The following is a 23,883-nucleotide window of genomic DNA, read 5'->3' on the forward strand; positions in this document are numbered from 1 at the left end:
AGCCTAAGTCCTCTCCGGCGGCCTGCGTGATATCGGGGAGCCCGTCGGCCGACCGGGGGCGAGGGGAGGGCAGGCGCCACGTTGACCCCGTGGTGGGAGGGTACGCAAGCGTTTTCGCACCCTCGGCCGGAGGGGTGCCCCGCCCACCGCCGTCCGCCCACCGTCGCCCGTCATTGTCCGCCCGCCGTCGATCCGCTCATCCGCCGCTCACCGGGACGCACGCCCCCGCAGGACACGCCCCCGGAGGCCCCCGGAGGTCACGCCTCCGGAGCACACACTCACCTCTCACTTCTGCACGGGCGCCTCCGCTGCGGCCGACTGGCCCGGTACCGCGGCCGGGGCGCCGAGCAGGGCCAGGAGCCGGGCTGCCTCCTGGGCCACGGCCTCGCGCGCCGGTTTCACGTACTTGCGCGAGTCGACGAGGGCCAGGTCCGCGTCCAGGGTGTCCCGGATGCTGCGGGTGAAGACGGAGACCAGATGGGTGGAGATGTTGATCTTCGTCATGCCGGCGGCGACGGCCCGGCGCAGCTCGTCGTCGGGCACGCCGGACGAACCGTGCAGCACCAGCGGCACCGGCAGCTTCCCGGCCAGCGCCCCGATCAACTCCTTGTCGAGCACGGCGGTCCGTTCGTGCATCGCGTGGGAGGAGCCGACGGCGACGGCCAGCGCGTCCACCCCGGTCGACCGGACGAACGCCAGCGCCTCGTCGGGGTCGGTGCGGGCACCGGGGGCGTGCACCCCGTCCTTGCCACCGACCTCGCCCAGCTCGGCCTCGACATAGGCGCCGCGCTGATGACACCAGGCGGTCAGCTCCGCCGTGGCGGCGACGTTCTCCTCGTACGGGAGGGCCGAGGCGTCCACCATCACCGACCGCACCCCGGCGTCGACTCCCGCACGCACCAGGTCCGGTTCGGTGATGTGGTCCAGGTGCACGGCGACCCGGGCGGAGGACGCCTCGGCGAGCGCGAGGGTGGCCCGGGCGATGGGCAGCAGGCTGCCGTGGTAGCGGATGCAGTTCTCGCTGATGCCGAGGATGACCGGGAAGCCGCTGCGTTCGGCGGCCGTGACGAGTGCCTCGGCGGTCTCCAGGTGGATGACGTTGAACGCCGCGGCGCCGGCCCGCGCCTCACGGGCGGCGGTGACGATCGACGAGGTGGGGACGAGGGGCATGGGGTCCTGACTCCCTTGCGGAACACGGCCATTCCGGCGGTTCGTGGACGATGCGGGCGTGGGCGGTGCGTGCGTGGACGATGCGTGTGTGGACGGTGCGGGGCGGTGAAGGCGGCGGCGGTGAAAGCGGTGGGCAGGGAAGGCGGGGAACGGTAACGGTGGAGGGCAGGGAAGGCGGGGGACGGTAACGGTGGAGGGCAGGGAAGGCGGGGGACGGTAACGGTGGAGGGCAGGGAAGGCGGGGAACGGTAACGGTGGAGGGCAGGGAAGGCGGGGGACGGTAACGGTGGAGGGCAGGGAAGGCGGAGGACGGTAACGCGGAGAGCAGCGAAGGCGGCGGGCCGTGCGAGTGGCAGAGCGGGGTAGTAGGCCGCCCCGCCCCCTCCCTTCCCGTCCCCTCCTGCCCCCTCCGTTCCCTCCTCGCTACCCGGCCGCCGGCTCCGGTGCCGTGAGCAGTACCGACCGGGTCAGGCCGCGCGGGTTGTCGGGGTCCAGGCCGCGGGCGCGGGCCCGCTCCAGGGCGACCCGCTGCACCAGCACCAGGTCGGCCAGCGGGTCGCGCCCGTGCCGCACGAACCCGGCGCCGGTCCGGGCGACATCCGCCTCCAGGCCTTCCGGCACCGGGCCGAAGACCCAGGTGACGCGGCCCGGTGCCGCTATGGAGATGGGGCCGTGGCGGTACTCCATCGCGGGGTAGGACTCCGTCCAGCTCTGCGACGCCTCGCGCATCTTCAGTGCCGCCTCGTTGGCCAGCCCGTACGTCCAGCCCGTGCCGAGGAAGGAGAACTGCTCGGCGTCCAGCCACTCCTTTTCCACGGGCGCGGTCAGCGCCTCTTCCGCGTCGCGCACCGCGCCGGACAGGTCCTCGCCGAGATGGGCCCGCAGCAGCGCGAGTGCGGTCGTCGCGAACCTCGTCTGCACCACGGACTTCTCGTCGGCGAAAGGCAGGGAGACCGTCGCGTCCGACAGCGCGGTCGCCGGGGTGTCGGGGTCGCCGAGCACGGTCACCGTCGGGATGCGCCCCTTCATCTGCTCCAGCAGGCGCAGTACCTCGGTCGTGGTACCGGAACGGTGATCGCCACGACGGCGTCATAGCCCCGGTCGGCGCCGAGGAACGCCTCCGAGGCCGGGAAGGCGTCCGTCACCCCCAGTCCGGCACCTTCGCGTAGGGCGGCGTACGCCTGCGCCATGAACCACGAGGTGCCGCAGCCCACCACCGCGACCCGCGAGCCGGCGCCGGGCAGCGGGGTGCCCGCGCCACCGATCCGCGCCGCTTCCCGCCAGGTGTCCGGCTGGCTGCGCAGCTCCTGCTCCATGTACGAGGTCCCGCTCACGACACCCTCCAGTTGTCTGCGTGAACTTGCAACATCATGCTCGGTTGCAAGCAACTCTACGCACGCCCTGCGGCGTAATCCATCCCTCGGAAGGGTGGAAGCGCCCGTAAGGCGGGAAGGGATGACCAGCGAACTGGCGTTCCGGGCAGGAGGTATGCGACAGACCGGGGTGCCCGAGGGGGCTGTTGACACATGAGTGAAGGGAGTCGAATACTCGCAAGATCACTCACGCAGCCGCAGTGGAGCGGCGGCCGTCGGGCAGCGCTGTCGGCGTTGGCGCCGGGCGGTACGTCCGGACACCGGCCGTCCACCGGCAGCTGCCGCGGTGATCGTCACGCAGCAAGGCCGTTCCGCCGACAGTCGTCACAAAGGACTCCCCATGTCCGTTGCAACGCGCTCCACGCAGTCACCGTCATCGCCGCCGGGCCCCGAGGGCCCGCCGCCCCGGCGCACCGGCCGGCTCTTCGCCCTCACCGGAGCCGTCGTCGGCGTGATCTACGGCTACGACACCGGCAGCATCTCCGGCGCCCTGGTGTTCCTGAGCAAGGACTTCCACCTCAGCGACACCGAGAAGGGCCTGGTCAACAGCATCCTGGTACTGGGGTCGATCCTGGGCGCACTGATCGGCGGCAAGCTGGCCGACGCGCTGGGCCGCAAGGCCGCCATGCTGATCGTCGCCGGTTCGTACACGGTCTTCGTGGCGCTCTCCGCCCTCGCCCCGAACGTCGTCGTCCTGGACGCGGTGCGGTTCCTGCTCGGCGTCGCCATCGGCATCTCGATCGTGGCCGCGCCGCTGTACATCGCCGAGGCGTCACCGGCCCGCATCCGTGGCGCCTCGGTGGCCGCGTACCAGGTCGCCACGGTCGCCGGCATCGCCCTCACGTACTTCGTGAACTGGGGGCTGTCCGACGGCGGCCACTGGCGGCTGATGCTGGGACTGTCCGCGGTCCCCGCCGCCCTCGTGCTGATCCCGCTGTTCCGGCTCCCCGACACACCCCGCTGGTACGTCCTCAAGGGCCGGACCGACAAGGCCGTCGAGGTCATGGCGCTGACCGACCCCGACGTCGACCCGCGCGCCGAGACCGAGGCGGTCCGGGCGGCTCTGTCCGAGGAGAGCGGCGGGTCGCTGCGCTCACTGCTGCGCAAGCCGTACGCCCGCGCCACGCTCTTCGTCCTCGGGCTCGGCTTCTTCTGCCAGATCACCGGCATCAACGCGGTGACGTACTACAGCCCGCAGATCTTCGAGGAGATGGGCTTCACCGGCGACGGCCAGAACTTCCTGCTGCCGTCCTTCGTGCAGCTCGCCTCCCTGGCCGCGACGGTCCTCGCCATCCTCATCATCGACCGGCTCGGCCGCCGCGTGGTCCTGCTCTCCGGCATCGCCACGATGACGGCCATGCTCGGCGTCCTGACCGCCGTGTTCGGCTTCGGGGACCTGAAGGGCTCCGGGACGTGGATCGGCTTCGGCGCCATCCTGCTCTTCACCGCCGCCTTCAATTTCGGCTTCGGTTCGCTGATCTGGGTGTACGCCAGCGAGGCGTTCCCCGCCCAGCTGCGCTCCACCGGCGCGTCGGCGATGCTGACCGCCGACCTCGTCGCGAACCTCCTCATCGCGCAGTTCTTCCCGTCCCTGATGTCCTGGGCGGGTGCCGCGACGACCTTCGCGGGCCTCGGGGTCCTCGCGCTCGGCGCGCTGGTCTTCGCCGCGTGCACCGCCCCCGAGACCAAGGGTCGGCAGTTGGAGGAGATCCAGGGCTTCTGGCTCAACGGGGGGCGCTGGCCCACCCCGGCCCCGTAGGAGCGTGGGCCAGGAGGAGGGGATCGATAGGAATCGTCCCAGCTCAGCAAGGGTGTCAGCTGGGGCGATTCTTCAGAGATTGCGAAGGGGGCTGCGGGTGCGGGGCCTGAACGGAGTGGCCGGCGACTGACCCAGGGAGAAATTAGGGAGATCTTTTAGGAATCCGCCTCGAACCACCGCTGCATCGCGTGGCGTCCGCGGCCGTCGGCCTCGGGCATCATGTGTGCGTACACGCGCAACGTAATCGACGGGTCGGCGTGCCCCAGCCACTTCGATACTGCCACGATCGTCTCCCTCGCGTGTAGCTGCACCGAGGCGAAGGTATGCCGCAAGGCATGGAAGCCGTCCTCGCGCGCCGCTGCATAGCGGGGGACGATGCGCCCCAGAGCGCCCTGGCGCACCATCTCGGGCTCGGGGATGATTCCGGCCGCGGCAAGGGCTGGCTTCCAGCTCCACTGGTTCCAAGAGTCGCGGCGGATCGCGCACCCCCTGGCGCTCGTGAAGACAAGAGGGAAGGTCTGCGGGGCCCGCTCCTTCTCCTCCTTCTCCGAAGTGGGGGCGTCCGGGTCCCCCCAAGGCAAGGTGATCTTTTTCGGAGGGAATGCCTCCATGTGCGCCTTCAGCTGCGCCAGCAGGTGGGGCGGGGCGGGGACGGCGCGAATCTTTCCTCTCTTCGGCAGGGCGAAGACCAGTTTGGAACCGACCTTCTTCAGCTGACGGCGCACATGGATGACGCCGCCCTCCATGTCTATGTCGCCTTCGGCCAAGCCGAGGACTTCCCCTGCCGAAGACCAGCTCCGACGCCCACATCCACCATCGTTCGGAAGCGCTCAGGCAGAGCCGAGCACACGGCACGGACCTGCTCGCGAGTCCATGGCTGAACTTCGCGGTCAGGTAGCGTCGGAAGCGTGATCGACTTGGTCTTGCACGGGTTCTTGCGGATCCGTTCGTCATCTACGGCAGCCTGCAAGATGGCTGACAGGTAGCCCCACACGCCAAGCGTCGTGTTGGGGCCTATGCGGGACTGCAGCTCCTTGAGGAACAATCGCAGCTGCTGGGCCTTGATCGCGCCGATTTCGGTAGCGCCGAGATGCGCCTCGATGTGCTTCAGTCGGCCGAGGATCGTCCTGCGGGTTGCCGGGTCGTCATGGCGGGCCGGCAGCCAGTGGTCCTCGATGTACTCCGTCAGCGTGATGCGGCCGAGGCGGGGGTCCAAGAACTCGCCCTGGCTCGTCTCGTGTTCCGCCTTGGCCTTCCATCGCTTGGCGTCGGCGATGGCATCGAAAGAGCGAGCCCGCACGCCAGGGATGCCGGTGACCTTGTACCTCTTGCCCTTGCCGTAGAGGGCGGTCTTGCGCTTCTTACCCGTTTCGGGGTCAGGGCGCTTGGTCCACCAGCGGTCCTCGATGTATCCGGCCATGCGTGAACCCCCTCAGCTCCGGCGAGTGTATGGAGATGACCTCGCCCCTCCACAGCTGGAACCACTGTCCGCCAGCGATGACTTGGGCGGTGGCCGAGTTGAGTGCGGCCACTCCTTCGGGCAGGAAGAGGCCGCGGTACAGCTCGAACTTGATCTTCCCTCGGGTTTCCCTGACGGCTACGGGCTCGTCGAGGGTCCGGTCTTCGGAGTAGACGTACTGGACATCGAGCATCCTGCACCCCCATGCGCGCACACAGGGGTGTGGGGGTTCCCCTGGGACGAATGTGTTCAGTCCCGAAAAGCTACCGCCAGAAAGATGAACGGACAACAGCCTGTAGACGATCTGTATCGGTGCGGAGCCGACGTGGGTCCTGCGGGTTTCATGAGAGGTCGCGCTCGGCCCGGTCCGCTGCCTCCATCATGGCGCGCCACTTCCTCTTCTCCGCCGGGGGCATCCCCGCCAGGTGGGCGACGATGACGCGAACGTCGTCGTCGTACCCGGACAGTTCGGTTGCCTGGTAGTCGAGGAACTGGATCGCCGCGGCGCGCTGAATCACGGACACGGGGCGGCCGAGCGCTACAGCGATGGCCTTCAGGCGGTCGGCGCTCGGCGCCACGGTGATCACGTTGGTGGCCAGCTTCTGCAGGTACGCCTTGGAAACCTGCTCGCCCGTCTCGGGGTCGACGGCCTTCGTGGCCATCTGCTGGTAGCTCATGCCTGCGTCGTTCGCCTCGCGGATCAGGCGGCTCAGCTCGTCGCGGTCCATGTCGTGCGTCAGGGAGTCGGGCAGGGGCGTTGGGCTGCCGTCTCGTTCGCGGTCCGGGGCCGCAGCCTCCATGTCGCCATCCTTCCGCGTCACATCCACACCGACTGTCTCTCGAAGGAGTCGGGGCGACTCTACAAATCGCAGGTCAGCCCGTACAACCATTCCGCCGCAAAGACATTTCGTCTACAGCGCGATGTTATCGCTGCCGCTGCTGCGCAGAAACTTCAGATCCGGCCGTCTCTAGCTGTAGACGAACTGTCTCGGAGATGCTTCACTGGTCTCAATCGAAGACGCTTCGTCCCAAGGGGGAGACGTTGAGGGTGCGTTACACGCTGCGCAGCCGGGAGTGGCTCCAGTTCGCCATGAAGCATCCCGGCCGCGGCGCTCCGTACAGCGTGCGGTCCCTGGCGGAAGCCGTCGGCCTCAGTCATCACTCGCTGATCGGGCACCTCCTCAGCGGTGAGCGCAAGGACTGCAGCGCCGAACTGGCGCACGGTATCGCGGAGGCTGTCGGCGTGGCCGTGCTGACTCTTTTCGTACCTCCGGCGTCTCCTCCGCGAGACGAAGTGGCTTGACAGGAGAACGCCCATGTCAACCGGAAGGACTGCCGTGTCGAACACCCCGCGGAAGGCGCCGCCTGGGTGCCTGTGGCTCCCGGACGCTGCCGACCGTCTCGGATACGAGCCCTGCACGCTCAGGAAGTGGCGGCTCAAGAAGAAGGGGCCGGCCAGCTTCCGGGTGGGCGGCAGGGTCGTCTACCGCGTCGCAGCGCTCGACGCCTGGCTCGCCGCCCAGGAGGCCGCCGACCCCTGCTCCAACCCCGCCATCGACCCGGCCAACGCGCCGGTCGAGGCCAAGGCCGCCGCGTAGCGGTATGCGGCCCCAACCGCCGGGCTCTCACACACCGGCAGCCGGGGCCTACGCACCACCCCGAGAACGGATCAAGAAAGGGGAGGCACGTGACCTCCATCTTCCCATCTGGCACTCCCGTCCCGGTACCGGCGGCGGTCGACTGGTTCAAGGCCTGCGGCCTCCCGCAGCATGTCAAGGACGCCGTCCGCGCCCAGGCCGCTGCCGTGTACGCCTACGGGCTGGCCCGCGGCCCGCTGTACGCCGAGGGCCGCGAGGTACAGCTGGCCCGTATCGCCCGCGCCAACAAGGTGCTCGCCACAGTCCCGGCCCGCGGGTCGCTGGTTGTGCGAGGTGCGGTATGAGTGCCCGTCGCCTGTCGGCCAGCCCCCTGGAGCGCGTATTCGCTCGATCCGTGGCCGGCCCTAGTGCCTGCATCCTCTGGTGTGGCGCAAGGACTCCTCAGGGCTATGGGCAACTCTACGTGTCCGGGCGAAACCTGTCGGTACATCGCATCGCGTATGCGGAGTTCGTGGGCCCCATTCCCGGAGGGCTGGAAATTGACCACCTGTGCCGAGTACGGCACTGCGTGAACCCGCATCACCTCCGCGCGGTTACGCACGCGGAGAACACGCGACGTGCGATCCGCTCGTCGCTCGTGATCTGCCGACGCGGCCATGCACTCACCCCCGAGAACGTCTATCTGCACAAGGACGGAATCAGGGAGTGCCGGGTTTGCAAGCGGGCCCGTAACAACGCGTACAGCGCCCGGCGTAGGGCGGCGAGTCATGACTGAGTCGATGCCCCCGGCCGCCGCGCCGAGATCGACGACCTGCTGTACGACGAGACCGCCACTGCCGCCGAGCTGCGCGCGGCCGGGCGTGAGCTGGCCACCGAGAACGACCGGCTGCGCATCCGGCTCGCCCGGCTGACCCTCCTGCTGGAGCATGCGCAGCGCGACGCCAGTACCGCCCTCGCCCGCACCGGGGGTGAGTCGTGATGGCGACTCCCCTCTGCCGGTGCGGCCAGGAGAAGTGCCTCCACCCGTGCCTGACAGGCAACGGTTTCAGCGTCTCGTGCCTGGCCTACGACCCGATGGACTTCGGTCGCTTCGAGGGTGAGCTCACAGGTGATGGCAACCCCAACTGCTGCTGCTGCGACCTGTGCAACGCCGTCGCGCACGCCGCGAGCCTTCCGATGGGCGACCTGGCGACGCCGACCATCGCCCTATGGGACGCCCTGGTCGCAGGCACCCACGCCTTCCTCAGTTGGGACGAATGGGCGGAGAAGCTCCGCGCCAACAGGCAAGACGGGCCGAAATACCAGAGCTCCGGCAGCTTGATGGGCGGCCTCGGAGTCGGCGTCACGCTCGGCGGTGTCCCTGGGGGCGAGTACCGCCGCCTTCGCGATCTCGCCAACGAGCAGGCACAGAACGGCGGTGAGCGGTAATGGCGACGACGACCCCGCGCCCCGCGATCGAGGCACCGCACGCAGAGCGGTACGTCATCGGCCGGAGCGGCGTGTTCGCGACGCTCTGGGACCGGCAGGAGAACCGGCTGGTCGTGGACAACGCGACCGAAGAGCACTGCCGCCGGGTGCGCGACCAGCTCCTCATGGCCATCGAACTGGACCGAATCCAGCAGGCCCACGACGTCGCCGACGGCCGCCTCGCCGAGCAGCGCCACTACCTGGACGCCGACCCCGACACGGCCGTGCCCCTGCCCGGCATCCCGCACCCCAAGGAGGGGCTGTGAGCTACAACCTGACGTTCTTCCTGGAGTCGCAGGCCACCGCCCGGTCCGGGTCAGCGCCGCTGTCCGTCCTGTACATCGAGCCCGACGGGCCCATGCGGAACAGCATCAACCTGCAGTTCCCGAACAGCACACCGCTGGATGAGCAGGTCGCCACGGCGGACCGCATCCTCACCGCTGTGCAGGAGTGGCGGGACGGCATCGTCGCCTACCGGGACCGGACCCGTACCGCGGCCGACGAACTCGCCGCGGCCTACGCGGAGATCGTCCGCCTGGAGGGCGGTGACGAGACGTGACGACCGTCGACACCCTGACCGTCCGCATCATCCGCGCGCTGGCTGAGGGCGACGAGCAGTTCCCGCTGATGCGCAGCTGGCGCACGGACCGTACCGACGACGGGCTGCTCCTGCTCTCCGGCGAGCTGGCCGTACAGCACCCCGTGATCGTGATGGCCGTGCTGAAGCGGGTGGGTCAGCATCGGCTGCACCGGCAGCTGGACGTGTCCGACCCGAAGCGGTTGACGGTGGTCTTCACCTGGCCCGAGCCGAGCGCCGAGATGCCGGTGCCCGAGCCGGCCGCGGTCGTCGAGCTGTGGGCACCGGCCGTCGCGGAGGCGGTGAGGGCCGCATGAGCGAACGCCTGGACGTCCGGCGCATGCTCCTCGCCCGCGGCTGGACGGAGAAACGGCACGGCCTGCTGGTGAAAGGCGACGCCTCGTGGGCCGCCACGAACGACTGCGGCGACTCCTCCTTGAGCGGTCCGGCACGGGGGCGTGGCGACCGGTTCACCTTCGACTTTCCCGGCGACGTCCCGGCCCGCGTGATCGTGGCCGCCGCCGAAGCAGCGGCGGAGGTGAGGGCCGCGTGACCGCCATCCCGCCGGCCGTCGCCGTCGTCGACTTCCTCGTCCTGCTCGCGCTGATGCGCCGTATCGCCGACCTGGAGGACCAGCTCGCCGGGGCCCGGCTGAGCGTCGAGCAGCAGCAGACCGACCACGCCGCATGGCGGCTCCAGCACGGGCCGCGACACAACGGGGGAACCCAGTGAACGACTACTCCGACATCGCCGCGCGATTCGCCCGCGACACGGCCCGGCTTGAGATGACCGTCCTGTGCGTCGACGGTCTGTACCGGCACCTGCGGTTTTCCACCCCCGAGCAGGGCCGCATCGGCCCCTTCGAGTTGATCACCTGGCCGTACAACCTCGTCGTCAAGGCGGGCTGGGTCTTCCACTTCGACATCGACGCCACCCCCGACATGTTCGACCTGTTCCGGCGCACCGCCTTCAGCGGCGAGATCAACCCCGGCTACTGGTCGGAGAAGGTGCGGGCCGGAAGCGGCGAGGTCGAGGGCTACGACCCGGACCTGCTGAAGGGTGAGATCGCGTCGGCGCTCGCACAGTGGATGCGCGATGACCTCGACGACCGTATCGCGGAGCAGGCGCAGCGGTTCGGCTACGTGCTGAGGGAAGTGGCGACCACGCCGGAAATCCGCCGCGAGCTGTCCCGACAGGTCCGGCCGCGGTGGAGGAAGGCCAACCGGCGTCTGCGCGAGGCGGTCGAGGACCATTTCTTCAGCGAGATCGCCGAGTACAACATCGAGTACGAGGAAGACGCTCGTGGCGCCCTGCGCGAGTTCCAGTTCATGCAGGTGCCGCGCTACTTCACCGACTGGCGGGACTGGCAGCTGAAGGACTACACGCCCGCCTTCCTGCACTGCTGCCACGCGATCCGCCGCGGCATCGAGCTGTACGACGCGGCCCGGAAGCAGGTGGCGGCATGAGCCCGCGCCGCACCACCGCCACCATCGTCGCGCTGCTGCTGGCCGCGTCCGCGCTGACGGCGTGCACCGACCAGGACGACGACTGCGACGACCGGTCCATGGCCCCGGTGGCGGTGTCCGTGCCGCTGAAGCCCGGCCCCGGCGCCCGCAGCGGCAGCCGCGGCAAGGCGGCCAAGCCGAAGGCGAAGACGCCGCGGCACAAGACCGGCCGCACGCACACCTCCACCGACTACTGCGACGAGGGCTGAGCCATGAACGCCGAGCAGTGGAACGACAAGTACCCCGTCGGTACGCCCGTCATCGCTTACCCGTGTGTCCGCCCGGAGCATCCGCTCGCCGTGGCGGTCCGGGAGCAGCAGGAGTCCGGCGGCTACGTCGATCCGGGCGACGCCGACCTGTGCAAGCGGCTGGTGACCGTAACCCGTACCCCGGCCTGGACGCTCGGCGACGGCGAGGCCGTCGTCTCCGTCGAGGGCTACGCGGGCGGCATCTGCCTCACGCACATCGACGTGGCTGACGACCGCCTCACGCAGGACCACAAGCGCCTCGCGGCGTATTACGAAGCCCTCCTCGAAGCGTGGCAGGCGTATCAGGAGCAGCAGCCCGTCGGCCCCGACCTTGAGCACGTGCTGGCCGACGCCGCGAAGGCTGTCGCCGACAAGGAACAGCGGCAGCTGACCGAGCAGTTGGAGCAGGCCCGGCGCATCGCCTTCCGAGCAGCGTGCATTCCCGCCTGGGAGGCGGTCTACGAGCCGGGCAACGTCAGCGACTACCTGATCGGCTTCACCAACGGCGAGGCCGCGGCGAAGGGTGCGGCCATTGCCTGGCTTCAGTCCGAGAGCGACATGGACCCGGCCAACCTGGAGTGGGTCAAGGAGCCGCCCGGTAGTCGACACGACCGCTGGTACGAGCTGATCGAGAACCACGAGGACGGCATACACACAGGCGTCGGGATCATCGTGCGGCGCACGGTCGCCGGGGGTGACCTGACATGAGGTCCCCGATCGCCGCCGTCCGTTCCCGGGCCCGGCACCGCGGCAAGACCCCGGCGATGCTGCGCGCCGAGTGCGACGAGCTGGTGTGCACCGTCGTGCGGCTCACTGCCGAGAACGCGCGGCTGCGGACACCGCCCGCGGCCTGGTCCGAGAAGGAAGGGGTGGCGTGATGACCACTACCGCTGTGACCGAAACCCTGGAGCAGGAGTACCGCCGCCTGACCGACGAGGGGTTCGCGCTCAGAGCGCTCATCCGGAATAAGGGGGCCACACCGTCGAAGAGCAGGCCCGCTATGCCGCCATCCTCGGCAGGCTACGTGAGATTCTCGCGGTTCCGCCGACCGGGTATGGGCTGCCGAAGGCGGCGGCCGACCTGCTCGCGCACGCCGAGGCGCACGGCTGGGAAACGGGGATCCAGTGGACCTCGCCCGGCTACAGCGGCGAGGTCTACGTGCGGATCGGTATCCGCCGGGACATGACCGAGGCCGAGAAGGGGGCCGCGGACTTCTACTGGTCCGGCATCTGGCTGTACGAGCTGACCTACCACTCGCGCGGCTGCCCGGTCGGCAAGGTCAAGCGGTTCGGCGCCGGCCGGGGCCTGACGCCCGACAAGGCGCCGGGCGAACACCCGCCGGCCCCGTCGCTCAAGGCGATCCGTGCGGTCATCAGCGCCCACCCGGCTCCGGTGGACGCCTCATGACCCGCCCGCCGCTCGTCGGAGCCGCCCTGTGGAACACGGTGATGAAGAACGCCGGTGACCGCTGCGAGTGCCGCGGAGTGTGCGGCAGCAGGCACGATCCCGACCGGCGCGGACGGCAGATGCGCTGCCCGCACGAGAACGGGACGCACGTCAGCAAGATCGGCGAGATCAAGCTGATCGCCGTACCGCGCGACCCGTCGGTGGATTTCGCCGCCGCCGCGTCCCTGCCGGCCCGCCGCCTGATCGCGCTGTGCCCGTCGTGCGACGCCGGAGTCCGGCGGGTCTTCAAGCGGGCGGAGAAGAAGCTCCCGCCGCAGGCCGACGTGGGCGCCGCCTGACAGCCGGGCCGCCGGATGACCCCGGCCGGCGGCCCGGCGATCCACCACCCGCCCTGCCGGCCGCCCGCACCCTTCCCGCCGCGGGCGGCCAGACACCCCACACCCGAAAGCAGGTCACATGAGCACCAGCACCCGTACCCGCCTCTTCGGCCCCGACCGGCAGCGCATCGGCTACGAGGACCAGGAGTGGGCCGTGTGGATCCTCGGCATCGACGACATCCACCCCCACGGCAGCCTCGCCGAAGCCCTCGAATCCGCCGCCGAGCACAACGCCTGCTTCGCCGACCTGCGCCTGCAGGACCCCAGCCAGTACACGCCGGTCCTGCACGCCGTTGTCCTGCACCACGGCTACGCCTGGAACCGCGCCGTCGAGCACCAGCACGGTCTCGACTGCGGGCACCCCGACTGCATTCCCTGCTCCTTCGACCGAGCGGTCCCGAAGGCGGCCGGCCAGTGACCGCGCAGGCCGCCGTACCGTCCGCCGTCCTGCTCGGCACCTTCACCCCCGGCTCGCCGGAGTGGGAGGAGGCCCGCGGCGGGCTGTGCATCACCGCTACCGAGATCGCCGCGGTGCTGAACCTCAACCCCAGCACCTGGGCCAACCGCTACGAGCTGTGGCACAAGAAGGCCGGCCTGCCGGTCGCGTCCTTCGAGCCCAACCCGTTCACCAAGTGGGGCGTGCGCCTCGAAGACGACGTCGCCGAGGAGTACGCCGAACGCCACCCCGAGCACCCGCTCCTGTCGACCGGCACTTGGCGGCACGTCGAACGCTCCTGGCAGCGCGCCACCCCCGACCGGCTCCACAGCCACCGCATCGTCGAGATCAAGACCAGTCCGTTCGACGACGGCGAATGGGGCCCGGACGGCAGCGACCAGGTGCCGCTGCACTACCGGTGCCAGATCATCTGGCAGCAGGACACCCTCGGCCTGCACGAGCGCGCTCACGTGGCCGTCCTGATCAGCGGCTGGGACTACCGGGAACTGTACGTCGACTACGACGAAGCCGACGCCCTGCTGATGCGCGACGCCGCACAGACCTTCCTGCACGACGTGCGGCACGGCGTCCGGCCCGACATCGACGACAGCGACCGCACCTACAACACCCTGCGCCGCCAGCCCGACCGCTACGACCGCGAAGACGTCGAGATCCCCGGCCCCATCGCCGACCAGTACGAGAAGGCGGGCGCCCACTACCGGGCCGCCGACACCGCCTACACGCAAGCCAAGAGCCACGTCCTGGCCGCGCTCGGCACCGGCCGAAACGCCGTCCACCTCGGCCGGCGCATCGCCTACCGCGTCGCCAACGACGACGGCACCACCCGATCCCTGCACCCTGCCCGCTAGGAGCCTTCATGGCCAGCATCTCCGACGCCGTCAACAACCGCCGCCAGCAGCCCGCCGTCGACGACTTCGGCAACGCCGACTTCTCCTTCGCCCCCGCCACCCGCGAGAAGGCCAAGGCCCGTCTCGCCCTCATGGGCGTCTCCGGCTCCGGCAAGACCTGGACCGGGCTGCGCATCGCCCACGGCCTCGACACCCGCTTCGCCGTCATCGACACCGAACGCGGCGCCGCCTCCAAGTACGCGGGCATCAACGGCATCTCCTTCGACACCCTGCAGCTCACCTCGTTCGACCCGCGCAACCTCATCAAGGCCCTCGCCGCCGCAGCAGCAGCCGGCTACGGCGCGGTCCTCGTCGACTCCCTGTCTCACTTCTGGTCCGGCACCGACGGCACCCTCGAACAGGTCGACAAGGCCGCCAAGGAGCGCTACGGCAAGAACACCTTCGGCGGCTGGAAGGAAGGCACCCCGCTGCAGAACAGCATGGTCGACGCCCTGCTGTCCTACCCCGGCCACATCGTCGCCACGATGCGCGCCCACACCGAATGGTCCCTGGAGCGCAACGGCAACGGCTCCCTGGAGCCGAAGCGGATCGGTACCCGGCCCGAGCAGCGCCGCGGCGTGGAGTACGAGTTCGACGTCGTCGCCCAGATGGACGTGAACAACACGCTGTCCGTCATCAAGTCCCGCTGCCCGGCCCTGCACGGCCAGGTCGTCGAACAGCCCGACGGCCAGCAGCTGGCGGCCACGCTGCTGGACTGGCTCAACGACGGCGCGGCGCCCGTCGACCCGTCCACCTACATCGACCGGGCGACCGCCGCTGATGCCACCTACGACGGGCTGCGCGCCCTGTACGGCGAAGTCGAGTCCCGTGGCCTGCAGGCCACGCCGATGCTCGACCCCGCCACCGGCGACGGCACCAGCCTCGGCGACTACATCCGCACCCGCGGCACCGCCCTGCGAGCCCAGTAGCCCGCGGCCGTCCCCGCCTGCGGCCATCAGGCGGGGCGCCGCTACCCCAAGGAGTAGCACACGCCATGAGCATTACACCTGAGCAGGCCCGCGACCGGGCTGACGCGACACTGCGCGCCCTGTACGCGACCGTCACCGCCTGGGACGCCGCACTCATCCGGCAGGCCGTCGAGGCCATAGGCGGCGACGGCCGCCCGTTCTCCATGAACGAGATCCGGGATCTGCTGCCGAGCCTCGCCCACGGGGCGGCCGGCCTGTACCTGCGGTCCGAGTGCTGCCGCAAGAACCCGCTGCTGGTCAAGGTCGGCGAGGTCACCTCCACCTCGACCGCCACCCACGGCAAGCGGATCTGCCAGTACATCCTCGCCGAGCACGCGCCGCGCCGGAGGGCAGCATGAGCCCGATCACCCTCGCGCTGACCGCGGCCCTGTCGGCCTACATCGTCTACAGGTTCTTCGCGCTCGCACACGACAACCGGCGCACCCTCCAGCGCCGCCTCGCCGCCGCCGAGGCCCGCCTCACGCGTCGAGGTGTGCTGCCCGAGGAGAACTTCCTCCTCCGCCTCGAGCCTCTTGAGGACGGCCCGGCCGCAGCCGACGCGCGGGCCCTCGCCGAAGCCGACCTCGCCGTCTGCCACCAGATCCTCGAGCGCACCGAGCAGGGGGAGAAATGAGCACCGCGACCAGGCCGCTGCCGCCGCACGGCGAGCGCCGCTGCTACCTCCGCGGCTGCCAGCGGCCCGAATGCGTAGCCGCCAACAAGCGCTACTGCAAAGCGGCCGACCTCCGCCGCCACCGGGAGGGGCCGCGTCGCATCGACGGCACCGCTGCCGCGAACCACCTCCGCCACCTGATCGACAAGGAGGGGTGGACGCAGATCGGCATCGCCGACACCCTCGGCATCTCCCGCGACACGGTCGGCGGACTCGCCTCCGGCAGAAACAAGACCTGCACCCGGAAAGACGCGCGCCGCATCCTCGCCTTCCAGCCGGACTTCGACACCGAACGCCCCAGCCCGCGGGTGGACATCGTCGGGTCGACCCGCCGCCTGCGAGCCCTCGCGGTGCTGGGTCACGCGCTCTACGACGTGTCGGCCGAGGCCGGCGTCAGCTATGCCGTGATCCGCCGCATCCTCCGGGGCGAAGGCCGCTACACCAGCAAGGACTTCGGCGCCCGCATCCGGCGCGTGTACGAGCGGCGGCGCCACACGGAAGGCCCGTCCTACGTCACCCGCGGGCACGCCCGCGCCAGGGGCTGGTACGGGCCCGACGCCTGGCGCGACATCGACGACCCGCAGTGCACACCGCACGAGAACCGGCGCCAGCTGGCCGCCCTGCGACGCGCCGATGTCGAGCACCTCGCCGGCTTCGGCATCCCCGAGCACGAGATCGCGGCCCGGCTCGGCATGGCCCCCGCCTACGTCCACGACCTCATCCGCGACATGAGGAGCGCGGCATGAGGGCCGACGGCTGGCGCGACGAGGCGATCTGCGCCCAGACGGCACCCGACGTCTTCACGCCCGCCAGCTACGCCGACGCCGATGTCAACGCCGCCAAGCAGGTCTGCGCGAGCTGCCCCGTGCGCCGGCCCTGCCTCGACGCCGCCCTCGCCGAAGAGGACGACCAGCACTTCCGGGAGCGCGCCGGCGCCACACCCCGCCAGCGGTGGGGCATGCAGCGGCGGGAGGCGGCGTGATGACGAACCTCAGCCTCTGCTCCGGCGCCGGCACGCTCGACCTGGCCGTCGAGCAGATCACCGGCAGCAAGACCCTCGTCTACGCCGAGACCGACCCGTTCGCCGCCCAGGTCATGGCCGCCCGCTTTCCGTGGGCTGCCAACCTCGGCGACATCACCACTGCCGACTGGGCAGGCGTCGCCGCTCAGTGGCAGATCGAAACCCTGGCGGCCGGATTCCCGTGCCGCAACATCTCCCACGCAGGACAAAGGGACGGCATCAATGGTCAGTGGTCACGGATCTGGAAGAACGTCGCTCAGGCTGTTCGCGTCATTCGACCGCCTCTCGTCTTCCTGGAAAACGTGGAGGCGCTCCGCTCGAAGGGCCGGGGGCTGGACGTCGTCCTCGCAGACTTGGCCGCGATCGGGTATGACGCGCGATGGACGTGCCTACGAGCTGAAGAGGTCGGTGCCCCGCACCAGCGCTGGCGCTGGTTCGGACTCGCCTATCCAGCTGATGCCTACCCCGTCGGCACGGGATGGCATGGGGGACCTGGGACCTCGCCGAAGCGCAAGGGCGGCATGAACCTGCGGACGGCGGTCTCACAACTGCCGCTGCCGGAGGAGCTGGACTAGCGCTTCTGCCCACGCCGGCCGCCCGAGACTGGAAGTCGGGCGCGTCCAACCTGATGGGGCTGCGCGGGGAAGGCCGCCCGCTCAACGAATTCGTTGTCAACATGCTCAAGGGCACCCTGCCCGACCAGCAGTGGATATCGACGGCGGGCGTCGACTACGGGCCCGCGATCCGCCGCTGGGAGGCGATCCTTGGCCGCCCCGCGCCAGCCCCCGTCGAACGGGGGCCCCGCGGCGGGCGTGCCCTGTCCGCCAAGTTCACCGAGTGGATGCAGGGCAACGACGACGGCTGGATCACCGACGTCGACATCCCCCGCAACGAGCAAATCAAGATCGCGGGAAACCAGGCCGTCACCCGCCAGGCCGTCGAGGGCTACCGCCGGCTGCTGTGCGCCGACCTCGAAGCGATGGCCGCGTGAGAGCCCCCGGCCGGCCCCGCGCCCCGCCCCGCCGGCCCGCACCGAGGCCGCCGCCCCCAAACCACCCGCACCGCCAGGAAGAAGAACGCCGATGGGGTACGAACTCCGCCGCCAGCTGCGCGAAGCGCTCGGGCCGGGCATCACCGGGCTGCAGCGCGCCGTCGCACTGGAGATCGCCGACGACGCAGATGAAGGCACCCGGCGCAGCGCGGTGCCGCTGGAGGATCTGGCCCGGTGGACCGGGGCGAAGGATCCGGACGTCATCCGTAATGCCCTCAAGCGGCTCGCTGTAGCGGGCTGGGAGTTCCGGGAGGCGATCGGTAAGGGCCGCGACGGGCGGGTGCTGTATGCGGTTCCGGGGCGTCGGATGACGTTCGTCGTGCCGCCGCTTCCCTACCCCGAAGGGGGAGCGGGGGCTACCCCTTCGACGCCTAAGGGGGAGCAGGGGCTCCTTCAAGGGGGAGCAGGGGCTCACTCAGAAGGTGCCACGGCTCCCCCTTGGAGCGATAAGGGGGAGCAGGGGCTACCCCTAGGGGGAGCGGGGGCTACCCCTTTCGAAGACCACGCTTCTGTCCGTGATTCCGCAGGTCAAGAAGCGCTTTCGGGTGATCCCGACCCCGCACAAGGGGAGCCACGGCTCCCCCTTCGACTCCCCAAGGGGAGCCGTGGCTCCCCCTCTTCAACTACATACCTACCTACAGCTAGCAAGCAGGCAGGCACGCGCGCGCCAACCGACCGGAGCGCCCGCATCCCCGACTTCGCCAAGCCGCTCATCGACCAGATCGCTTCCGCCGACGTACACGTCCGCTGGGGCGGCCTCCGGCAGCACGAGTGGTTCCAGATCGACGCCCTCATCAAGAAGTGCGGCATCCCCGCCATGACCGCCGTCGCCGTGCGCGCAGCCCGCCGCACCGACGTCGACTCCGCCCGCTACTTCCTGCCCGGCTGGAGCGAGCTGCCGCCCCTGCCGCCGCCCGGTACTGAGCGCCCCCGCTGCGTGCCGTGCCGACCCAGTCCACCACCGACGCCCGCGTCGCCCAGGGCCTCGCCCTGGCCGCCAAGTACCGCGAGCAGGAAAGGCGAGCCGCCCTCGAAGGCGGGCCCGCACCCCAGGAGACCGCATGACCCTCGCCGAAACAGCCGAGCTGCTGGCCATCGCCGCCGGGATCGACCAGCGGACCATCGGGGACGCCGACGTCCACGCCTGGCAGATGGTCCTGCACGACATCCCCTTCGCCAACGCCGCCACCGCCCTGCAGGCCCACTACCGCAGCACCAACCGCCGCATCATGCCGTCCGACATCGTCCAGCGCGTCAAGCCCGACACCGGCTACGAGACCTATGCCGAGAAGGGCATCTTCTGATGACCGACGATGAGCACGAGGCCCAGAGCTTCGAGCGCGTACCGCCCCACGACGTCACCGCCGAGATGGGCGCCCTGGGCGCCTGCTGCTTCGACACCGGCGCGGTCCGCGTCCTCCTCGACAACCTCGACCCGGCCGCCTACTACAAGCCCGCCCACGCGCTCATCCACCAGGCCATTGCCCGGATGCACGCCGACGGGCAGCGCATCGACCCAATCACCCTGTCCAAGCACCTGGAAGACAACGGCGACCTCGCCCGGGCCGGCGGCCGGCCGTACATCTTCCAGCTCACCGACTACCGCAACGTCGTCACCGCCCACGCGGCCGAGTACGCCGAAATCGTTCAGGACCGCTCCCTGCGCCGGGCCCTGATCGCCCTCGGCGCACAGCTCGTCGAGATGGGCTTCAACCCCGACGGGGCCACCGCCGACCACGTCGAGCGCGCCGTCACCATGACCCGCGAACTGCGCGACCGCGGCACGGCCGCCGAAGACCTGCCCGTCGAGGACATCCTCGACTTCGTCCAGCACGAGGACACCTACGACTGGATCGTCCCCGGCCTCCTCGAACGCCGCGACCGGCTGATCCTCACCGCCTCCGAGGGCGGCGGCAAGTCGACCCTGCTGCGGCAGATCTCCGTCACCCTCGCCGCCGGCATCCACCCCTTCCGCGTCTGGGAACCGATCGCCCCGGTACGGGTGCTGACCCTCGACTGCGAGAACAGCGCCCCCGTCTCCCGCCGCAAGTTCCGTCCGCTGTTGGCTGCGGCCGAGCGCATCGAGCAGCCGGTACGCCGCGGCCGGTTCCACATCGAGTGCAAGCCCGAGGGCCTCGACCTGACCCGTCCCCAGGACCGGGCGTGGATGATGCGCCGCGTCGAGAAGCTCAAGCCCGACGTGCTGATCGTCGGCCCGGTGTACCGGCTGCACGCCGGCGACCCCAACAGCGAGGAACTCGCCCGCAAGGTCTCCGTCGTCATCGACGAAGCCCGCGCCACTACCGGATGCGCCGTCCTCCTCGAAGCCCACGCCCCCCATCACAACGGCTTCGGCCAGCACCGCAACCTGCGGCCCCTCGGCTCGTCGCTGTGGATGCGCTGGCCTGAGTTCGGCTTCGGCCTGCGCCCCGTCGAGGACGAGAAGTCCGCCGCCAACACCGAAGGAGCCCGCGGCCGGCGCGTCGTGCCCTGGCGCGGCATGCGCGACGAACGCGACTGGCCCGCCTTCATCAAGCAGGGCGACAAGTGGCCCTGGGTCTCTTACAAGCCCGTCGACGCAGACCAGTTCACCGGCTACTCACAGACAGGAGCGATCTGGTGACCGACCCCAACCCGCTGTACGGCGACGCCTGCGAGGACTGCGGCACCTACGACGTACTGCCCGAGTCAGCGCTGCGCGACGGCGCCCACGGCATTACCGCCGGCTATCGCTGTCCCAACTGCCGCCACACCTGGACGTGCGGCTGGCAGATCGTGCCCGGCCGCGCCATACCGCCCGAGCCGACCGCCGACTCGCCGCTGTTCGACCGCGACGTCACCGCGCAGGTCCACGAGCAGAGCGCCATCAACCGAGCCCGTAAGCACCTCAGCCGAGAGGACGGAACCGCATGAACACCACCGAGATCGCCAGCTGCCACGGCTACACCGGGCCGATGGCCTGCCAGGACTGCGGCACGTCGAAGAACCTCCACTTCGCAACCTGGTTCGACCCGGCCGCGGGCGAGAGCGGCGACTTCCTCGAGTGCTGCGCCTGCAGCATCAAGGCCGGCGCCCCGGCCGAGGTGCACGACGACTGCGAGCCCGACGCCGAGGAGGACGAGCCGGAAGGCGCAGCCGGGCCGGAGGTACGTGTCTTCCGCCGCGACACCGGCTGGGTGATGCAGCCGCCCGGCCCTGAGCCGTGCACTACGAACTTCCACCGCGCCCAGGACGGCCGTCCCGCCTGCACTGACACCGCCGTATGGAAGGTCGTCAAGGACCGCGGCATGCACCTGACCATCGGCTTCTACTGCGACACCGACCTGCCCGACGAGCACAGGACCGAGCACGGAGAGGCCGCCTGATGGCCGCCCGCCCGACCGCCTCGCAGATCAACGACGACCAGCTCGACGCGCTGTACGCCCGCCTTGCCCGCGCCGAGGCGGCCCCTGATGGCCCGCAGGAGACCCCGAGCGCCCGCGAGACGGCCTGGGAGGGCTCGGGTGGCGCCGGGCTGGCACGTGCAGCCGAGAGGCCGTCAGAGAGCCGCCCAGCGCGTTCCGTTGGTGAGCGGACCGCTGCGGCGGGACCGCGAAGGCCCTTCGGCGGCCCCGAGAGCGCCCCGCAGCCGCCGGACGCCCCCGAATGCCCCGAGCCCCGCGAACGGGCCGCAGGCGCCCGCACAGGGCTTCAGGCCCTCCTCGCTCGGCTGATCACCGACGCTGCGCACCACACGCGGTGCGCCGAGTACGGCCGCGAGTTCGGCCGGCCTGCGGACTCGATCGGCGTTCACGACGGGTTCGCCGCAGGGTTCAGCTCGGCCGCGTGCTACGTCGCAGAGCTGATCGCCACCGGGGCGCTGCAGTGGCGCGGCGGCCACCACGTCCCGGCCGACGACGAAGCCGCCGCCGCACGCATCGCCGGTCAGCTCGCCGCTACGGGGCCCGAGCGGGCCCGGCAGATCCTCCGCGCCATCCGCGGGGAGGCCGGCAAGGCGTGCTGCGGCAGCCGCACCGGCCACTACCCCGGCTGCCCCGCCAACGACACCGCCGCCTGACCCGCCCGCACGACCGCAAGGAGACCGCCGTGATCCACGACCTCGACGCTGTCAACCCCGTTTGCGCGATCTGCATGTACGGCTTGCGCGACGGCGAGCGGGACCGTCTCGCCTGCCGTATCTGCCAGGACCGCGGCACCGCGATGCTGCGCGAGCTGCCGGCCCTGTACGACCAGCTCGGCGATCTGCTGGAGCCGGGCTCGGGCCGGGGCGGCGGGCGCGTAAGCGGAACCCGCGGCGCCCCGCTGCCGTGCTCGCTGCACGTGCTGGACCTGCGGGCCCCCGGCGGGCTGGTCACCATGCTCGCCGACTGGGAGGCGGCCGTGCGCGACGAGTTGGGCTACGAGGCGGCGCCGTTCCGCGGTGACCTGCGACAGACCCTCGCCGGGACGGTCACCTTCCTCGCCTCCAACAGCCCGTGGATCTATGGCGGCTTCGCGGGAGTCGCCGACCTGCACCGGGAGATCCGCAACCAGCACGGCCACGCCGAGCGCCTCGTCACCGGCGAACAAGCGGAACGCCGCGTCACCGTCCGCTGCGCGTGCGGGCAGCCGATGCGCGTCACCCTCACCACCCCCGGCCGGCGCTGCACCGCCTGCGGCGCCCAGTACGGGCACGCCGAAGTTCTCCAGCTGCCGCTCGCCGACCGGGCCGCGGCATGATCCGCGAGTCGGAAGCATCCGACGCCGGGCTGCCACTCCAGCAACACGGGTGACAGCGTGAACCCGCTCCGCTCCCAAGTGTGTTACCCGCCCCGGGGACGCCCGCCGCTGTCAGTGACGACCCGTAGGCTTGTGCCCCACGGGGGTTGTCGCGCGGCTGCGCGCGGACAAAGAGCTGCCCTCGCGCGGAGTCGTACCTCCGCCGAGGGCCACGGATCAAGGAGAAGTGAGCTCCTGTGAACCAACTCCACCCTAACCTGCCCGCCCCCGGAGACAACCCCGGGGACCGATTCGAGATCGGATCGTTCGACTTTCACGGCGATCCGGTCACCATCCTGTCCGACCGCGCCGGCAACTGGGCCGTGCTCGGCCAGCTCTGCCAGAACTTGACGTTGGACCCGAACGGCCAGCGCCAGATGATCGAGCGGAAATCCTGGGCGCGAGGCAAGACGTGCGTTTCACACGTCATGCTCCCCGGCCAGGTCAGGGCCTACCCTCAGTTCCTCATCCACGAGCGCATCGTGCCGATGTGGCTCGCCAACATCACCACCAGCCGTATCGCTGACGAAGCCGTCCGCCGGAACATAGAGCTCGCCCAGACCGAGCTCGCCGACGCCCTCTACGAGTACGTCACCCGCCACGGGGTCACCCGGGAGCCGACCAAGCTGGAGCTCGCCCGCGACCTCGTCGCCATGCTGGAAGCGAAGGAGGCGCTGGAGACGGCCAACAGGGCCCTCACCCCCAAGGCCGACAAGTGGGAGCGGTTCGTGAACTCTGACGGCCTGATCGCCATGAACGCCGCCGCCAAAGCGCTGCGTGAGATCACCGGCGGGCTCGGCCGCACGAAGTTCATGGACCTGCTGCGCTCGGACCGTATCCACTTCCTGCAGAAGCAGAACCCCCGCATCCCCTACGAAGAGCACGTCAAGAAGGGCCGTGCCGAGGTGAAGCTCGTCGAGGCCGGCTACCGGTGGACGGAGCAGACCTTCTTCACCTCCAAGGGCCTGGACTGGCTCGCCGACCGGCTCAGCACAGACGTGACCCCAGCAGCCTGACGCCTGCCGCGGGTTCCCGGCGCCGGGAACCCGCCGCGGCTACAGCCCCTCCGCCGCGAGCCGCCGCGCCACGTTCGCCGACCACGCGCGGGCCAGGGCCGCCGCCTCGTCG

39 protein-coding genes and 1 pseudogene are annotated in these 23,883 nt (G+C 70.4%); 34 read left to right on the plus strand and 6 right to left on the minus strand.

The annotated features are described in order from the left end of the window. Window positions 1-285: 285 nt before the first annotated feature. Both ACEXOX_RS40080 and ACEXOX_RS40085 read right to left on the minus strand, forming a co-directional pair. Window positions 286-1,170: a class II fructose-bisphosphate aldolase gene (locus ACEXOX_RS40080; protein WP_406525620.1), complete on the minus strand. Its 885-nt coding sequence runs from the start codon at window positions 1,168-1,170 to the stop codon at window positions 286-288. Between the two features lie 423 nt (window positions 1,171-1,593). Then, window positions 1,594-2,504, minus strand: a pseudogene (locus tag ACEXOX_RS40085) (SIS domain-containing protein). Window positions 2,505-2,883: 379 nt separating this feature from the next. Here ACEXOX_RS40085 and ACEXOX_RS40090 point away from each other — a divergent pair. Then, on the plus strand, window positions 2,884-4,302 hold the full coding sequence (locus tag ACEXOX_RS40090; RefSeq protein WP_406525621.1) for a sugar porter family MFS transporter: 1,419 nt from the start codon (window positions 2,884-2,886) through the stop codon (window positions 4,300-4,302). Window positions 4,303-4,457: 155 nt separating this feature from the next. Here the strand turns inward: ACEXOX_RS40090 and ACEXOX_RS40095 are convergent, their stop codons facing one another. The 4 genes from ACEXOX_RS40095 to ACEXOX_RS40110 all read right to left on the minus strand — a co-directional run bounded on the left by ACEXOX_RS40095 (window position 4,458) and on the right by ACEXOX_RS40110 (window position 6,561). Continuing rightward, window positions 4,458-5,069 (minus strand): tyrosine-type recombinase/integrase, encoded by a 612-nt coding sequence (locus ACEXOX_RS40095; protein WP_406525622.1) that lies wholly within the window; start codon window positions 5,067-5,069, stop codon window positions 4,458-4,460. Continuing rightward, window positions 5,051-5,722 carry a hypothetical protein gene (locus tag ACEXOX_RS40100; protein WP_406525623.1) on the minus strand — a complete coding sequence of 224 codons (672 nt, stop codon included), beginning with the start codon at window positions 5,720-5,722 and terminating at the stop codon, window positions 5,051-5,053. The genes ACEXOX_RS40095 and ACEXOX_RS40100 overlap by 19 nt, the downstream gene beginning before the upstream one ends. Then, window positions 5,679-5,954 (minus strand): hypothetical protein, encoded by a 276-nt coding sequence (locus tag ACEXOX_RS40105; protein WP_406525624.1) that lies wholly within the window; start codon window positions 5,952-5,954, stop codon window positions 5,679-5,681. The genes ACEXOX_RS40100 and ACEXOX_RS40105 overlap by 44 nt, the downstream gene beginning before the upstream one ends. Before the next feature lie 148 nt (window positions 5,955-6,102). Further along, window positions 6,103-6,561, minus strand: a complete 459-nt coding sequence (locus ACEXOX_RS40110; protein WP_406525625.1) for a hypothetical protein — start codon at window positions 6,559-6,561, stop codon at window positions 6,103-6,105. A gap of 248 nt (window positions 6,562-6,809) precedes the next feature. Between ACEXOX_RS40110 and ACEXOX_RS40115 the strand changes: the two genes are divergently transcribed. The 33 genes from ACEXOX_RS40115 (at window position 6,810) to ACEXOX_RS40275 (ending at window position 23,771) form a co-directional block, all read left to right on the plus strand. Beyond that, a complete protein-coding gene (locus ACEXOX_RS40115; protein ID WP_406525626.1) occupies window positions 6,810-7,064 on the plus strand; it encodes a hypothetical protein in 255 nt (84 codons plus the stop codon). 34 nt (window positions 7,065-7,098) lie between these two features. Continuing rightward, window positions 7,099-7,359, plus strand: a complete 261-nt coding sequence (locus ACEXOX_RS40120) for a helix-turn-helix transcriptional regulator (protein WP_406525627.1) — start codon at window positions 7,099-7,101, stop codon at window positions 7,357-7,359. Window positions 7,360-7,448: 89 nt separating this feature from the next. Continuing rightward, window positions 7,449-7,703, plus strand: a complete 255-nt coding sequence (locus ACEXOX_RS40125; RefSeq protein ID WP_406525628.1) for a hypothetical protein — start codon at window positions 7,449-7,451, stop codon at window positions 7,701-7,703. Further along, window positions 7,700-8,134, plus strand: a complete 435-nt coding sequence (locus ACEXOX_RS40130) for an HNH endonuclease signature motif containing protein (RefSeq protein ID WP_406519484.1) — start codon at window positions 7,700-7,702, stop codon at window positions 8,132-8,134. Before ACEXOX_RS40125 ends, ACEXOX_RS40130 begins: the two co-directional genes overlap by 4 nt. A gap of 203 nt (window positions 8,135-8,337) precedes the next feature. Further along, on the plus strand, window positions 8,338-8,787 hold the full coding sequence (locus ACEXOX_RS40135; RefSeq protein WP_406525629.1) for a hypothetical protein: 450 nt from the start codon (window positions 8,338-8,340) through the stop codon (window positions 8,785-8,787). Next, window positions 8,787-9,092: a hypothetical protein gene (locus ACEXOX_RS40140; RefSeq protein ID WP_406525630.1), complete on the plus strand. Its 306-nt coding sequence runs from the start codon at window positions 8,787-8,789 to the stop codon at window positions 9,090-9,092. Before ACEXOX_RS40135 ends, ACEXOX_RS40140 begins: the two co-directional genes overlap by 1 nt. Then, a complete protein-coding gene (locus tag ACEXOX_RS40145; RefSeq protein WP_406525631.1) occupies window positions 9,089-9,385 on the plus strand; it encodes a hypothetical protein in 297 nt (98 codons plus the stop codon). The genes ACEXOX_RS40140 and ACEXOX_RS40145 overlap by 4 nt, the downstream gene beginning before the upstream one ends. Next, the gene (locus ACEXOX_RS40150; RefSeq protein ID WP_406519481.1) at window positions 9,382-9,720 is read left to right on the plus strand and encodes a hypothetical protein; all 339 of its coding nucleotides are present in this window, start codon (window positions 9,382-9,384) and stop codon (window positions 9,718-9,720) included. The genes ACEXOX_RS40145 and ACEXOX_RS40150 overlap by 4 nt, the downstream gene beginning before the upstream one ends. Then, window positions 9,717-9,956: a hypothetical protein gene (locus ACEXOX_RS40155; RefSeq protein ID WP_406525632.1), complete on the plus strand. Its 240-nt coding sequence runs from the start codon at window positions 9,717-9,719 to the stop codon at window positions 9,954-9,956. The genes ACEXOX_RS40150 and ACEXOX_RS40155 overlap by 4 nt, the downstream gene beginning before the upstream one ends. Next, window positions 9,953-10,135, plus strand: a complete 183-nt coding sequence (locus ACEXOX_RS40160; RefSeq protein ID WP_406525633.1) for a hypothetical protein — start codon at window positions 9,953-9,955, stop codon at window positions 10,133-10,135. The genes ACEXOX_RS40155 and ACEXOX_RS40160 overlap by 4 nt, the downstream gene beginning before the upstream one ends. After that, window positions 10,132-10,869, plus strand: a complete 738-nt coding sequence (locus ACEXOX_RS40165; protein ID WP_406525634.1) for a hypothetical protein — start codon at window positions 10,132-10,134, stop codon at window positions 10,867-10,869. Before ACEXOX_RS40160 ends, ACEXOX_RS40165 begins: the two co-directional genes overlap by 4 nt. After that, window positions 10,866-11,117, plus strand: coding sequence for a hypothetical protein (locus ACEXOX_RS40170; RefSeq protein ID WP_406525635.1), 252 nt, complete (start codon window positions 10,866-10,868; stop codon window positions 11,115-11,117). Before ACEXOX_RS40165 ends, ACEXOX_RS40170 begins: the two co-directional genes overlap by 4 nt. Before the next feature lie 3 nt (window positions 11,118-11,120). Next, window positions 11,121-11,864, plus strand: a complete 744-nt coding sequence (locus tag ACEXOX_RS40175; protein ID WP_406525636.1) for a hypothetical protein — start codon at window positions 11,121-11,123, stop codon at window positions 11,862-11,864. Then, window positions 11,861-12,034 carry a hypothetical protein gene (locus tag ACEXOX_RS40180; protein ID WP_406525637.1) on the plus strand — a complete coding sequence of 58 codons (174 nt, stop codon included), beginning with the start codon at window positions 11,861-11,863 and terminating at the stop codon, window positions 12,032-12,034. Before ACEXOX_RS40175 ends, ACEXOX_RS40180 begins: the two co-directional genes overlap by 4 nt. A gap of 304 nt (window positions 12,035-12,338) precedes the next feature. Next, window positions 12,339-12,563, plus strand: a complete 225-nt coding sequence (locus ACEXOX_RS40185) for a hypothetical protein (protein ID WP_406525638.1) — start codon at window positions 12,339-12,341, stop codon at window positions 12,561-12,563. After that, window positions 12,560-12,901: a hypothetical protein gene (locus ACEXOX_RS40190; RefSeq protein ID WP_406525639.1), complete on the plus strand. Its 342-nt coding sequence runs from the start codon at window positions 12,560-12,562 to the stop codon at window positions 12,899-12,901. Before ACEXOX_RS40185 ends, ACEXOX_RS40190 begins: the two co-directional genes overlap by 4 nt. A gap of 118 nt (window positions 12,902-13,019) precedes the next feature. Then, window positions 13,020-13,358 carry a hypothetical protein gene (locus ACEXOX_RS40195; protein WP_406525640.1) on the plus strand — a complete coding sequence of 113 codons (339 nt, stop codon included), beginning with the start codon at window positions 13,020-13,022 and terminating at the stop codon, window positions 13,356-13,358. After that, the gene (locus ACEXOX_RS40200; RefSeq protein ID WP_406525641.1) at window positions 13,355-14,245 is read left to right on the plus strand and encodes a YqaJ viral recombinase family protein; all 891 of its coding nucleotides are present in this window, start codon (window positions 13,355-13,357) and stop codon (window positions 14,243-14,245) included. The genes ACEXOX_RS40195 and ACEXOX_RS40200 overlap by 4 nt, the downstream gene beginning before the upstream one ends. 8 nt (window positions 14,246-14,253) lie before the next feature. Then, complete coding sequence (locus ACEXOX_RS40205) at window positions 14,254-15,213, plus strand: ATP-binding protein (RefSeq protein ID WP_406525642.1); 960 nt, start codon at window positions 14,254-14,256, stop codon at window positions 15,211-15,213. A 65-nt stretch (window positions 15,214-15,278) separates the two neighbouring features. Beyond that, window positions 15,279-15,611 carry a hypothetical protein gene (locus tag ACEXOX_RS40210; RefSeq protein WP_406525643.1) on the plus strand — a complete coding sequence of 111 codons (333 nt, stop codon included), beginning with the start codon at window positions 15,279-15,281 and terminating at the stop codon, window positions 15,609-15,611. Then, window positions 15,608-15,886 carry a hypothetical protein gene (locus ACEXOX_RS40215; RefSeq protein WP_406525644.1) on the plus strand — a complete coding sequence of 93 codons (279 nt, stop codon included), beginning with the start codon at window positions 15,608-15,610 and terminating at the stop codon, window positions 15,884-15,886. The genes ACEXOX_RS40210 and ACEXOX_RS40215 overlap by 4 nt, the downstream gene beginning before the upstream one ends. Further along, window positions 15,883-16,671, plus strand: coding sequence for a hypothetical protein (locus ACEXOX_RS40220; RefSeq protein WP_406525645.1), 789 nt, complete (start codon window positions 15,883-15,885; stop codon window positions 16,669-16,671). Before ACEXOX_RS40215 ends, ACEXOX_RS40220 begins: the two co-directional genes overlap by 4 nt. Beyond that, complete coding sequence (locus ACEXOX_RS40225) at window positions 16,668-16,907, plus strand: WhiB family transcriptional regulator (protein WP_406525646.1); 240 nt, start codon at window positions 16,668-16,670, stop codon at window positions 16,905-16,907. Before ACEXOX_RS40220 ends, ACEXOX_RS40225 begins: the two co-directional genes overlap by 4 nt. Then, window positions 16,907-17,521, plus strand: a complete 615-nt coding sequence (locus ACEXOX_RS40230; RefSeq protein ID WP_406525647.1) for a DNA cytosine methyltransferase — start codon at window positions 16,907-16,909, stop codon at window positions 17,519-17,521. Before ACEXOX_RS40225 ends, ACEXOX_RS40230 begins: the two co-directional genes overlap by 1 nt. Before the next feature lie 101 nt (window positions 17,522-17,622). Further along, entirely contained in the window at window positions 17,623-17,937 is a 315-nt protein-coding gene (locus ACEXOX_RS40235; RefSeq protein ID WP_406525648.1) for a hypothetical protein, read from the plus strand. A gap of 1,002 nt (window positions 17,938-18,939) precedes the next feature. Continuing rightward, complete coding sequence (locus tag ACEXOX_RS40240) at window positions 18,940-19,062, plus strand: hypothetical protein (RefSeq protein ID WP_406525649.1); 123 nt, start codon at window positions 18,940-18,942, stop codon at window positions 19,060-19,062. Continuing rightward, window positions 19,059-19,301 carry a hypothetical protein gene (locus ACEXOX_RS40245; RefSeq protein WP_406525650.1) on the plus strand — a complete coding sequence of 81 codons (243 nt, stop codon included), beginning with the start codon at window positions 19,059-19,061 and terminating at the stop codon, window positions 19,299-19,301. The genes ACEXOX_RS40240 and ACEXOX_RS40245 overlap by 4 nt, the downstream gene beginning before the upstream one ends. Continuing rightward, window positions 19,301-20,620, plus strand: coding sequence for an AAA family ATPase (locus tag ACEXOX_RS40250; RefSeq protein ID WP_406525651.1), 1,320 nt, complete (start codon window positions 19,301-19,303; stop codon window positions 20,618-20,620). Before ACEXOX_RS40245 ends, ACEXOX_RS40250 begins: the two co-directional genes overlap by 1 nt. Then, window positions 20,617-20,910 carry a hypothetical protein gene (locus tag ACEXOX_RS40255; RefSeq protein ID WP_406525652.1) on the plus strand — a complete coding sequence of 98 codons (294 nt, stop codon included), beginning with the start codon at window positions 20,617-20,619 and terminating at the stop codon, window positions 20,908-20,910. Before ACEXOX_RS40250 ends, ACEXOX_RS40255 begins: the two co-directional genes overlap by 4 nt. Further along, window positions 20,907-21,362 carry a hypothetical protein gene (locus ACEXOX_RS40260; RefSeq protein WP_406525653.1) on the plus strand — a complete coding sequence of 152 codons (456 nt, stop codon included), beginning with the start codon at window positions 20,907-20,909 and terminating at the stop codon, window positions 21,360-21,362. The genes ACEXOX_RS40255 and ACEXOX_RS40260 overlap by 4 nt, the downstream gene beginning before the upstream one ends. After that, window positions 21,362-22,054 (plus strand): hypothetical protein, encoded by a 693-nt coding sequence (locus tag ACEXOX_RS40265; protein ID WP_406525654.1) that lies wholly within the window; start codon window positions 21,362-21,364, stop codon window positions 22,052-22,054. Before ACEXOX_RS40260 ends, ACEXOX_RS40265 begins: the two co-directional genes overlap by 1 nt. A gap of 29 nt (window positions 22,055-22,083) precedes the next feature. Further along, window positions 22,084-22,716 (plus strand): hypothetical protein, encoded by a 633-nt coding sequence (locus ACEXOX_RS40270; RefSeq protein WP_406525655.1) that lies wholly within the window; start codon window positions 22,084-22,086, stop codon window positions 22,714-22,716. 236 nt (window positions 22,717-22,952) lie between these two features. Then, entirely contained in the window at window positions 22,953-23,771 is an 819-nt protein-coding gene (locus ACEXOX_RS40275) for a phage antirepressor KilAC domain-containing protein (protein ID WP_406519461.1), read from the plus strand. Window positions 23,772-23,883 lie beyond the last annotated feature (112 nt).

Source organism: Streptomyces sp. Ac-502, assembly GCF_045222935.1.
GTDB classification, from domain to species: Bacteria; Actinomycetota; Actinomycetes; order Streptomycetales; family Streptomycetaceae; genus Streptomyces; species Streptomyces monomycini.